This window comes from Polaribacter uvawellassae (genome assembly GCF_039748955.1).
GTDB lineage: Bacteria > Bacteroidota > Bacteroidia > Flavobacteriales > Flavobacteriaceae > Polaribacter > Polaribacter uvawellassae.
Window position 1 is genome coordinate 242232 of record NZ_JBDIZN010000001.1, and the last position, 12066, is coordinate 254297.

Annotated in this window: 12 protein-coding genes; 7 read left to right on the forward strand and 5 right to left on the reverse strand. The window is 31.5% G+C overall.

What is annotated here, in order from left to right; genetic code table 11:
• The first annotated feature begins 41 nt into the window (after nucleotides 1-41).
• The 7 genes from ABDX67_RS01155 (at nucleotide 42) to ABDX67_RS01185 (ending at nucleotide 4571) form a co-directional block, all read left to right on the forward strand.
• Nucleotides 42-224, forward strand: a complete 183-nt coding sequence (locus tag ABDX67_RS01155) for a hypothetical protein (RefSeq protein WP_347172907.1) — start codon at nucleotides 42-44, stop codon at nucleotides 222-224.
• A 325-nt stretch (nucleotides 225-549) separates the two neighbouring features.
• Nucleotides 550-1011 (forward strand): mobile mystery protein A, encoded by a 462-nt coding sequence (locus tag ABDX67_RS01160; RefSeq protein WP_347172909.1) that lies wholly within the window; start codon nucleotides 550-552, stop codon nucleotides 1009-1011.
• The gene (locus tag ABDX67_RS01165) at nucleotides 1002-1598 is read left to right on the forward strand and encodes a mobile mystery protein B (protein ID WP_347172911.1); all 597 of its coding nucleotides are present in this window, start codon (nucleotides 1002-1004) and stop codon (nucleotides 1596-1598) included. The genes ABDX67_RS01160 and ABDX67_RS01165 overlap by 10 nt, the downstream gene beginning before the upstream one ends.
• A gap of 184 nt (nucleotides 1599-1782) precedes the next feature.
• On the forward strand, nucleotides 1783-1992 hold the full coding sequence (locus ABDX67_RS01170; protein WP_347172913.1) for a hypothetical protein: 210 nt from the start codon (nucleotides 1783-1785) through the stop codon (nucleotides 1990-1992).
• A 6-nt stretch (nucleotides 1993-1998) separates the two neighbouring features.
• On the forward strand, nucleotides 1999-2514 hold the full coding sequence (locus tag ABDX67_RS01175) for a DUF2975 domain-containing protein (protein WP_347172915.1): 516 nt from the start codon (nucleotides 1999-2001) through the stop codon (nucleotides 2512-2514).
• 3 nt (nucleotides 2515-2517) lie between these two features.
• The gene (locus tag ABDX67_RS01180; protein ID WP_347172916.1) at nucleotides 2518-2724 is read left to right on the forward strand and encodes a helix-turn-helix domain-containing protein; all 207 of its coding nucleotides are present in this window, start codon (nucleotides 2518-2520) and stop codon (nucleotides 2722-2724) included.
• A 44-nt stretch (nucleotides 2725-2768) separates the two neighbouring features.
• The gene (locus tag ABDX67_RS01185; RefSeq protein WP_347172918.1) at nucleotides 2769-4571 is read left to right on the forward strand and encodes a M61 family metallopeptidase; all 1803 of its coding nucleotides are present in this window, start codon (nucleotides 2769-2771) and stop codon (nucleotides 4569-4571) included.
• A gap of 69 nt (nucleotides 4572-4640) precedes the next feature.
• Here the strand turns inward: ABDX67_RS01185 and ABDX67_RS01190 are convergent, their stop codons facing one another.
• The 5 genes from ABDX67_RS01190 to kbl form a co-directional block, all read right to left on the reverse strand.
• On the reverse strand, nucleotides 4641-7121 hold the full coding sequence (locus ABDX67_RS01190) for a S9 family peptidase (RefSeq protein WP_347172920.1): 2481 nt from the start codon (nucleotides 7119-7121) through the stop codon (nucleotides 4641-4643).
• Between the two features lie 158 nt (nucleotides 7122-7279).
• Nucleotides 7280-7573, reverse strand: coding sequence for a FoF1 ATP synthase subunit delta/epsilon (locus ABDX67_RS01195; protein WP_347172922.1), 294 nt, complete (start codon nucleotides 7571-7573; stop codon nucleotides 7280-7282).
• Between the two features lie 45 nt (nucleotides 7574-7618).
• Nucleotides 7619-9130 carry a F0F1 ATP synthase subunit beta gene (gene atpD / locus ABDX67_RS01200; RefSeq protein ID WP_347172924.1) on the reverse strand — a complete coding sequence of 504 codons (1512 nt, stop codon included), beginning with the start codon at nucleotides 9128-9130 and terminating at the stop codon, nucleotides 7619-7621.
• Between the two features lie 239 nt (nucleotides 9131-9369).
• A complete protein-coding gene (locus ABDX67_RS01205) occupies nucleotides 9370-10752 on the reverse strand; it encodes an OmpA family protein (protein ID WP_347172926.1) in 1383 nt (460 codons plus the stop codon).
• A 116-nt stretch (nucleotides 10753-10868) separates the two neighbouring features.
• Complete coding sequence (gene kbl, locus ABDX67_RS01210) at nucleotides 10869-12062, reverse strand: glycine C-acetyltransferase (RefSeq protein ID WP_347172928.1); 1194 nt, start codon at nucleotides 12060-12062, stop codon at nucleotides 10869-10871.
• Nucleotides 12063-12066 lie beyond the last annotated feature (4 nt).

A 12066-nucleotide genomic window follows, 5' to 3' on the forward strand; every position in this document is an offset into this window, starting at 1 on the left:
CACACAGCGTTGGAGTTATTTAAACTGTAACGAAATTTGTAATGGAGAAATATATTGATTTGTATTCAAATGGAAATAAAAGACTAGTAGGAAGTTTTATAAATGGAAAACTTAAAGAAATAAAATTCTACAGAAAAAAGGAATTATTGAAAGAGAGGAAATATATAAACTTGGAAAATTTGATTATAGACGACAAAATTATTTTAATTCCTTGGGAGAGCTAAAAGAGTTCAAAACGTTTGATTATAAAAAAAGAAAAACAATAATTAAGAGGTTTAATGCAAAAGACAAGCTACTTAATAAACAACAAATAAAAGAATAACTACGTACAACATTTATAATTAATTGCTACGGAGAATAAATTGTTCTTTTAACCGCAACAAATTACACACAAGCAAGTTTCTGGTAATTTAACACAACAACTAAAAGTAAACCTTATTGTTTACTTTTTTTATTTTTTATAAACACATATAATTACTTTTTTATATATTTGTAAATATATATGTTTACAAATATGTGTTTTTGTAAACTTAAAAAGTTACAAAAAAAATGAGAAATAAACGAAAACTTTTAATTGAGCAGCTTGCCCAAAAGCTTCAACCATTTTCTAAAACCAGTAAGGTCCTGGTACCAGAACGTGGATGGATTAATACAATTAGAACCACATTGAATATGACAATGGCTCAACTTGGTACGAAATTAAATATAACTAGACAAGGTGTAAAAAGAATTGAAGAAAGTGAGGCAAATGGAACAATAACACTTAATTCTTTAAAAGATGTAGCTAATGCAATGGATTTAAAATTAGTTTATGCGCTGGTTCCAAAAGAGGGAACCATCAATAATTTAATACAACTGAAAGCAGAAAAACTTGCCAGAAAAATTGTTTTAAGAACCAATCAAAATATGAAATTAGAAGATCAAGGAATTGGAGATAAAAAGATGGCTAAAACCATAAAAGAACTTGCTAATGAAATAAAACGAGAGATGAAAAAATCGTTATGGGATTAGAATTTGATTATAAAGATGGTCAAACACCTTTAGACGAAGAAGAAAAGGAAGGTCTTAAAATAAAATCAATTACAACTCAAGGAGAGCTGGATGAATTTGAGCAATTGAATATTGAAAAAGCAGTAGAATGGACTATTCACACAAAATTAAAACCTGAAAAAATTTTAACAGAAAAGTTTGTAAAAGACTTACACAAAAAAATGTATGGTGATGTATGGAAATGGGCAGGCGAGTTTAGAAAGACCGAAAAAAACATTGGAATTCCGTGGACACAAATTGGAATTGAATTAAAGAATTTATTAGACGACACTAAATATTGGATAGAAAATAAAACTTTTCTGCCAGAAGAAATAGCTATAAGATTTAAACACCGCATAGTATCCATTCATTGTTTTCCAAATGGAAATGGAAGGCACTCTAGAATGATGGCTGACATTATTATGGAATCAATTTTTGGGAATGAAATATTTTCTTGGCATCAATCAAATATGGTTAAAGCTAACGAGATAAGAAGTCAATATATAAAAGCGTTAAGAAAAGCTGATAATGGTAATTATGAACAGTTAATTGAATTCGCAAAAAACTAAACCAACAAATAGCTGAGCTAAAAAACAACTCTTTTCTTTAGTAATTATTTACTAAACTTAGTGCTTAAAAAAAGCAACTAATCTTGTACAAAAACGTTACTCTAAATTAAAAAATCATTCTTTTTTAATAATTTATTATTGTTTTTCGATAATTTTTATATCTTTGCAATGTAAAAAATATAACATGGCACAAAAACCTATATCAAAAGAAAGGATCATAAAAGGAAACAAGTTAAGTTGTACCGTTTGTAAAAACGAAACTTTTTGGGAAAGAGAAACATTAATGAATACAACTGCTTTAACTTTTTTTAAACTCGATTGGCTTAACAAAAAAGCACAAAATTTAATCTGTGATAATTGCGGACACGTGCATTGGTTTATGAATAAAAAATAAGAAGTTATGAAAACAGAAAAACTATTAAAAGTCATGAAGTTCTTTTCATGGTTTGCATTTATTGGATTAATGATTAAAGCTGGTGCAATTTTAGTTACCTATTTATTGAGTATAGAAAATGCAACAGTATCTAAAGATTTATACGAAGGAATGAATCTTATTGAATATAGAAATTATAGCTTTACGCACTATTCTTTTATTATAGGGTATAAAATTTTACTGTTTTCTGTAGAAGCTTACATTGCGTATTTGGTAATTAAACTATTGCAGAAATTAAATATGGAACATCCTTTTAATATGGATGTACAAAAGTTTATGCAAAAAATAAGTTACTGCATTTTTTATCTGTGGATCATTGCAATTATTCATAATACACATATGCAATTGATTGGTAAAAAAAACGATTTTGAATTGTATTTATTCTCTAGCGATTTTGTATTCTTATCTGTTATTATCTTTATTTTTGCGCAAATTGTAAAACGTGGAATTGCCATTCAATCAGAAAATGACTTAACAATTTAACGTATGGCAATAATTGTAAACTTAGATGTAATGCTTGCCAAACGAAAAATGAAAAGTAAAGACTTGGCAGAAATAATTGATATTACAACTGCTAACTTATCCATCTTAAAATCTGGGAAAGCAAAAGCCATTCGTTTTTCTACTTTAGAAGCTATTTGTAAGGCGTTAGATTGTCAACCATCAGATATTTTAGAATATGTAAATGATTGATAGATTTTGTGTAGTTTTGAAGAACTATTTAAAATCTTATAAAAATGCGTTTACAAATTCTTAAAATTTTAGTGTTATCGCTTTGTATTACTACCATGAGTAATGCTCAAAGTTATATTAATTACGATATTTCGTTTCCAAATGCTGTGCACCACGAAGCAGAAATTAAAGTATCGTTTACAAAAATTAAAAAAGGTCAATTCTCTTTTAGAATGAGTAGATCTTCTCCTGGAAGATATGCAATTCATGAGTTTGCTAAAAATGTTTACAATGTAAAAGCAACAAACAGCAAAGGAGAAGCTTTACAAATTACGCGTCCAAATCCATATCAATGGGATGTAGATAATCATGACGGAACTGTAATTGTTACGTATACATTATTTGCAAATAGAGGCGGAGGAACGTATGCTCAAATTGACGAAACACATGCGCATTTAAATATTCCTGCAACATTTATGTTTGCGCCATCATTAAAGGAAACTCCAATTCAAGTTACATTTAACCCAAGAAAAGATTGGAAAATTGCAACGCAATTAAAACCAATGTTCGACAACACCTATTATGCTCCAAACATGCAGTATTTTATGGATAGTCCAACTGAATTGAGTGATCATTTTGTGCGTTCTTTTGAAGTTGAATCTGACGGAGAAAAATTAAACGTAAAATTAGCATTACATAATATTGGAACAGAAGCAGAAGCTGATGAATATTTTGAAAGCGTTAAAAAAGTTGTATTACAACAAATGGCTGTTTTTGGCGAATTACCAAAGTTTGATTATGGCGAATACGTGTTCTTAGCTTGTTATGTACCAAATGCAAGTGGAGACGGAATGGAACACAGAAATTCAACCGTTTTAACAAGTACAAGAACGTTGGCTAATGGCGGAATGAAAGGTAATATCGGAACTGTTTCACATGAATTTTTCCACGCTTGGAATGTAGAAAGAATTAGACCACAATCTTTAGAGCCATTTGATTTTGAAGAAGCAAATATGAGTGGCGAATTATGGTTTGCAGAAGGTTTTACCAGTTATTACACAAACTTAATCTTAACAAGAGCAGGTTTAATGTCTCATGAAAGCTATATAAATAGTTTAAACGGAACTTTTAACTATGTATGGAATTCTCCTGGAAGATCATTTTTTAATCCAATAGAAATGAGTTATCAAGCTCCGTTTGTAGATGCAGCAACTTCTGTTGATCCTGTAAATAGAGAAAACACATTTATTTCTTATTATTCTTACGGAAGTGCTTTAGGGTTGGCTTTAGATTTGGCTTTACGTAACGAAAAAGGAAATTTAAGCTTAGATGGTTATATGAAAGTGCTTTGGAAAACGCACAGAAAGAAAGAAAAACCATACACTATTGATGATTTAAATAATGTTTTAAATAAGTACGCAGGTAAATTATTTGGAGATTATTTCTTTTCTCATTTTATCTATAAAAGTGCAATGCCAAATTACGAACCTTTATTTAAAAAGGTAGGTGTTGTTTTAACTCGAGATAGTAAGGATGTGTTTTTTGGAGCTTCAATTTCGAATGGTGTTGTAAGAAATAATCCACAAATTGGAAGTCCAGCTTATAAAGCAGGAATCAATTCTGGAGATAAAATTTTAGCAATAGACAATCACGTTGTTGGGAGCAGAAACTCCGTAAATGCAATTTTAAGCAATTATAAAATTGGAGATACTGTTACGATTAAGTTTAGCAGATATAACCAATTAAGAAGCGCAAAAGTTACGTTGATAAAAGATCCTAGTTATACAATTATGTCTTTTGAAAAAGCTGGATTAGAAGTTTCTCCAGAGGTTTTAAAGAACAGAAAAGATTGGTTAGATAAAAAGTAATATCTAATTAAGATGTATAAAAAAACGCCGAGCTAAGCTCGGCGTTTTTGTTTTTTTTAAGGAATTGTATTATTTATTCTTCGGGTTGTCTCTATTCATTTCTGTAATATCTACACCAGTAGCTTCAACTCCTAAAAAGTATTTGCTAAAATGATCTGCTCGTAACCAGAAAGAATATTCTGTCATGCTTCCAAATCCGTGACGTTGTCCGGGCATAATCATAAATTTAAAACGCTTATTCGCTTTAATCAATTCATTTGCCATTCTAATTGTTCCAGCAGGATGCACGTTGTTATCAACATCACCATGAATTAACATTAAATGTCCTTTTAAATTTTTTGCCAAAGATTGATTGTCATCAATTTTGTATTTATAAGTAGATTTTCCTTTTTCGTCTATTTCTTCTTTTACTCCGTGATGCGTTTCACTCCACCAACTATTATACACATTATTATCGTGGTTTCCTGCTGATGAAACTGCTGCTTTAAAGAAATCTGGATAAACTAACATTGCTGCTGTAGACATAAATCCACCACCAGAATGTCCGTAAATTCCTACTTTAGAAATATCAATATAACTGTGTTTATTTGCCAATTGTTCTGCTACATATTTTTTATCAGCCAAACCATAATCTCTTAAATTTCCGTAACCATAATTATGATACCATTTAGAACGGTCTGGATGTCCACCTCGATTTCCTAATGTAATCACTACAAAACCAACTTGAGCCATTCTGTCTAAACGATCCATTCTGTAAGAAAAAGATTTGTTTACAGATTCTGTTTGTGGTCCTGGATATACATATTCTAATAATGGATATACTTTTGTAGAATCAAAATCGAAAGGTTTATACATTACTCCGTATAAATCTGTAATTCCATCATCCGCTTTTACTTTAAATGTTTCTGGGAATTTATATCCAGTTGCAAACAATTGAGATAAATCTGCTTCTTCTAATTTCATTACTAATCTTCCGTCTGAAGAGCGTAATTCAGATTTCGGAACTGTATTTACTCTAGAAAAATTACTTACAAAATACTTGTTAGAATCCGCCATACTTGTACTAGAAGTATAATCTCCAGGATTTAATGTACGCATTCCAGATCCGTTTAAATTAATTTTATACATGTGTGCATAATAAGGATCCTGTGATTTATTTACACCATTTGCTGTAAAAAATAATGTTCTAGATTTTTCATCCAACCCAGAAAAACCTGCTACGTGATAATCTCCGTTTGTAACTTGATTTTTAAGTTTTCCGTTGGCATCATACAAATAAAAATGTGCCCAACCATCACGTTCTGCCCAATGCAACATTTCTGTTTCATTGTTAAATAAAATTAAAGGTCTAGATTCTATATAGGTATTAAAACGCTCTTCGATAAGTACTTTTGATTTTCCTGTTTCTAAGTCAGCTACACAAATATCATATTTTTTACGATCTCTGCTGATAACACTATAATAGATTTTTCCTTTTTTTGACAGCAATAATGAAGGCTGAAAGTCGTCATCTCTATTAGATTGTTTTCTTGGCGCTCTAAATACCGACACACTTTGTTGTTTAATGGTATCTAGTTCAACATTCACTACTTTTTTAGTCGGAATATCAAAAATTAATAATTCTGATTTGTAAAATTCAGCTTCTCCTGGCATGTGATATTTATACGTTTCTAAAACTGGTCTTTTACTTGATACAGAATTAATTACCCATAAATCTTTGATGTGCCTAGAATCAGATTTTTGAAAAACGAATTTTTTAGAATCATGAGACCAAGTTCCCCAAACCCCTTTACGTTTGTCTTTATTTTTGATTTTAGTTTCGTTGTTTTCACCTCTTCCTCCACCGCCATAGCCGTAGTTTTCAACTCCATCTTTTGTCCATTGGTGCTCAACAATTGTAGAATCTTTTTCGTCTTTAACCGCTTTTAAAAAGTTAGCTTTATCCATCCAAAAAAGATTAAAGTTTTTTGAAAATAAAACAATAGAGCTATCTGGTGCAATATTTGCCCAATTTTTCCATTTCTTTTCTTCCTTTTCATTATCTATAATGGTTAATCCGTTACCACCTAATCTATATTCTAAGTGATACACTTTCTTTTCCATTTTAGGTTTTTTGCTTTTTGCTTTTTTATCTTTTTTATCATCGTCTTCCTTTGCAAGAACTTCTTCAGTAGATGTTACTCTAAAACGAATTGCAGTTTCAGCTTCATTAAATTTAAAACTAAAACGCGGTAAATGTTGTCCATCATAAGGGTCCTTTGTGATTTCTGTTAACCATTTTGCCATTTTTACATTGTCAAAAAGTTTTCTTCTTGTTTTTCTATCTGCATCTACGATATAATAATTAGCTCCTTCTGATGTTTTGTATTGATACCAAAAACGGTTTCCTTTTTTTAACCAATGCGGACTAACAGAGGTTGAGTGTACTAACTTTGCCAGGTTTTTGGGAGAATATTTTGCTGCTTGTCTGTAGTTTGGCTTTGGTGTTTCTTGTGCAAATGAAAGGCTAGAAACAAATACAAAAAGCAATACTAATGCACTATTTTTCATAATTTAATTGTTTGGTTTATAGATATAAAAGCTAAAGTTCTTTAAAACAAACAATATATCAAACTTTAAATAGCTTTTTTATTTAATATTTAACATAAACGCATAAAAAAAGCCCTTATTAAAATAAGGGCTTTCTGTTTTGTTTCTTTTTATTAAAATTAATCGGCCAATAAAATTACTTTATTGTCTTTCATTTCAATAGTTCCAGAATTTATTTTAAACGTTAAAATTTTATCATCATCAATATGTGGTACTAAATGACCACTAATCATGTCCATTTCTAAATGCTCTTGAGTATGTACATGTATTTGCACAGTTCCTTCTTTTAAAATAGAAACAATTGGTGCGTGATTATTTAACATTTGAAAACTTCCGTTTTTACCAGGTACAGAAATAGAGTCTACATCTGATGAGAATAAAACGGCTTCTGGTGTTACAATTTCTAAAAACATATTTTTACTGCTTTTGGCTTTAAGCTTTTGGCTTTAAGCTGATTTTTATGCTTCCGCTAACATTTTTTCCCCAGCATCAATTGCATCTTGAATTGATCCTCTTAAGTTAAATGCTGCTTCTGGATATTTATCTAATTCTCCATCCATAATCATGTTAAATCCTTTAATAGTGTCTTTAATATCAACTAAAACACCTGGAATTCCTGTAAACTGCTCAGCAACATGGAAAGGTTGAGATAAGAAACGTTGTACACGTCTTGCTCTATGTACAGCTAATTTATCTTCTTCAGACAATTCTTCCATACCTAAAATTGCAATAATATCCTGTAATTCTTTATAACGTTGTAATAATTCTTTTACTCTTGTAGCACAATCGTAATGTTCATCACCTAAAATATCTGCTGATAAGATTCTAGAAGTAGAATCTAAAGGATCTACAGCTGGATAAATACCTAACTCAGCAATTTTACGAGACAATACTGTTGTTGCATCTAAATGCGCAAATGTGGTTGCTGGTGCTGGATCTGTTAAATCATCTGCAGGTACATAAACTGCTTGTACAGATGTAATAGAACCTTTTTTAGTAGAAGTAATACGTTCTTGCATTGCTCCCATTTCTGTAGCTAATGTTGGTTGATAACCTACTGCAGAAGGCATACGACCTAATAAGGCAGAAACCTCAGAACCTGCTTGTGTAAAACGGAAAATATTATCTACGAAGAAAAGAACATCTTTTCCTTGAGATTCTCCTGCTCCGTCTCTAAAATATTCTGCTATTGTTAATCCTGATAATGCAACTCTAGCACGTGCTCCAGGTGGCTCATTCATTTGTCCAAAAACAAATGTAGCTTTTGAGTCTTTCATTCCTGGCATATCAACTTTAGATAAATCCCATCCGCCTTCTTCCATAGAATGCATAAAGTCATCACCATATTTGATAATCCCAGATTCTAACATTTCACGAAGTAAATCATTTCCTTCACGAGTTCTTTCTCCAACTCCAGCAAATACAGATAAACCTCCGTGTCCTTTTGCGATATTGTTAATTAACTCTTGAATCAATACTGTTTTTCCTACTCCAGCTCCTCCAAATAATCCAATTTTACCTCCTTTAGCATAAGGCTCAATTAAATCGATTACTTTAATTCCTGTATATAAAACTTCTGTAGAAACAGATAAGTCTTCAAATTTAGGCGCAGCTCTGTGGATTGGTAAACCATTTTCACCTTCTTTGTTAAGATTTCCTAACCCATCAATTGCATCTCCAGTTACATTAAATAATCTTCCGTAGATATCATTACCTATTGGCATTTGAATTGGGCTTCCAGTTGCTCTAACTTCTTGCCCTCTTTGCAAACCATCTGTTGCATCCATAGAGATTGTACGAACTGTATCTTCTCCAATATGTTGTTGAACTTCTAAAACTAAAAGTGAACCGTCAGTTTTAGTAATTTCTAATGAATCGTAAATTTTTGGAAGTGCAGCAGTTTCTGTATTAAACTCTACATCGATTACTGGACCAATAACCTGTGAAACTTTACCTGTTGTTGTAGACATTATAGTATCTAATTAATGTTAGTTATTTTATTTAGTGGTTTTTACCCCTCTTTTTCAGGGTGCAAAGATAATTTATTTAACGCAAAATTAAAAGTGTTTTCAATATTTTTTCTAAGGAAAAAGAAAAGGAATAATTCTTTATAAAATTTTAATTCATATTATAGAAGACACCTTGTATTTATTTCATAAAAAAAGCCTCATACATTGTATGAGGCTTCTTAGTTTTATATAATTTGAAATTATTCGTTGTTAGCAACTTTAATTTCTACTCTTCTGTTTTCTGTTCTACCAGCTCTTGTTTTGTTATCAGCGATTGGTGAACCTTCTCCAAATCCTTTTGCCTCTAATCTATCAGTAGCAATTCCTTTCTTTACGAAGTAATCTCTAACAGCCATAGCTCTTTTTTCTGAGATTCTTAAGTTAAGTGCTGCTCCTCCTGAGCTATCAGTATGACCTTCAATCATAAAAGTAGCTTTTGGAAATTGATTCATAATAGCAACGATATCATCTAATTTACTAGTAACTCCTGGCTTAAAGCTATATTTACCAGTATTAAACAAGATAGATTTAGCTCCCATATTAATTGTTTGAACAGCTGCATCAGTAATTACTGGCTCTGGACATCCATTGTTTGAAGCAGGCCCTGCTTCATTAACACAGTTATCATCTTTATCTAAAACTCCATCACCATCAGTATCAGGCCAAGGACATCCTCCGTTAGCTGCAGGTCCTGCAACATTTGGACATTTGTCATCTTTATTAACTACACCGTCTCCATCAGAATCTGGACAACCTCTATTAGCTGCAGATCCTTTTTCATTTGGACACATATCATCTTTATCAGCAATTCCGTCTCCGTCAGCATCTGGACATCCATTTAAAGCTGCTAAACCAGCAACGTTTGGACAAGCATCTTTTGAATCTTGAACTCCATCGCCATCAGCATCAGGGCAACCATTAAAAGCTGCTAAACCAGCAACATCTGGACAAGAATCATCTTTATCATAAACTCCATCTCCATCAGAATCTTTTCCTCCAAACTTAACCGTTAAACCTAAAGAAGATTGATAATGTGCGCGTACACCACCGTCAGTAAATCCTTTTTTCGTTCCTGTTTGAAAAGTAATTCCAACATTTTCTTTTAACCAAGTGTTAAATCCAACACCTACATTCATCATAGCTTCACCATTTCCGTCTACAGAAGTATATGTTCCTCCTAAATAAACAAAAGGATCAAAATATTTTGTAGTAGAACCAAAAGTCATTTCAACTAACTTGTTTACGTCGTATTTTACATTTGCATCAAGTGAATAATACATGAAATCAGAGTCGTTTTTTGTATCTAAAGTCTCAATCTTATTAAGAGACCCCATCAACTGCAAACTAAAACCTTTTTCTAAATATTTTGTTGCAGAAAGTGTTGAAATCGCTGGCAAAATATTCCAATCTCCATTTCCTAATAAATCTTTAATGTTATCAGTAAAACTATTACCTACACCATAAAAATCTACAGTATTTACACCAAGAGTAATTGCCCATGGATTATCTGAATCCTGTGCGTTTACATTTGCGACCATCACAAACGTAAATAAAGCTATCAAAGCTATTTTTAAATGTTTCATTATCAAATTTTTAAATTAAAAGTTCTTTATTAAGAATACAAATGTAAGTTGTTCTAACGTATTTACAAAGATTTTTTAAAAAAAATTATAAATATTATATCCTATAACACTTCTATTTATATAACATTAAGTAATTTACCTACCTTTATAAATGCTTTAATTGCATGATCTAGGTGTTCTTTGGTGTGTGCTGCTGAAAGCTGCACTCTTATTCTTGCTTTTTCTTTTGGCACTACCGGAAAAAAGAACCCAATAACATAGACACCTTCTTTCAAGAGCATATTTGCCATTGTTTGGGATAATTTTGCGTCATACAACATTACAGGAACAATAGCAGCATCAGCACCAACCAAATCAAAGCCAGCTTCTTCCATTTTTTTTCTAAAATAATTTGTGTTCCATTCTAATTTATCACGAAGAGAAGTATCATTTTCAATTAAATCAAATACTTTTAATGTTGCTCCTACAATTGCAGGCGCTAAGGAATTAGAAAATAAATAAGGCCTAGAACGTTGACGTAATATTTCTATAATTTCTTTTTTGCCCGTTGTATATCCTCCCATTGCGCCACCCAAAGCTTTACCAAAAGTTCCGGTTACAATATCAACTCGATCCATTACATTTTTTAACTCAACAGTTCCTCTTCCTGTTTTACCAATAAATCCAGTAGCATGACATTCATCAACCATTACCATTGCATCATATTTGTCTGCTAAATCACAAATCTCATCCAACTTTGCCACGATTCCATCCATAGAGAAAACTCCGTCTGTTACAATAATTTTAAAACGATGATTTTGCTTTTCTGCTTCAATCAATTGAGCCTCCAAAGCTTCCATATCATTATTTTCATAACGATAACGCGCTGCTTTACACAGACGAACTCCATCTATAATAGAAGCATGATTTAAACTATCAGAAATAATAGCATCTTCTTTTGACAATAACGGTTCAAAAACACCGCCATTTGCATCAAAAGCTGCTGCATATAAAATAGTATCTTCTGTTTTGTAAAATTCTGCAACTTTTGCCTCTAATTCTTTATGAATATCTTGTGTTCCACAAATAAAACGAACGGATGACATTCCAAATCCATGACTATCTAGCGTGTCTTTTGCGGCTTGAATTACCGCTGGATGATTCGACAATCCCAAATAATTATTTGCACAAAAATTTATTACCTCTTCTCCAGTAGATATTTTTATAATTGCATCTTGAGGTGTTGTAATTATGCGTTCAGATTTATACAATCCGGCATCTTTTATTTCTTGAATCTCTTGCTGTAATTGCTCTTTTATGTTTCCGTACATTTTG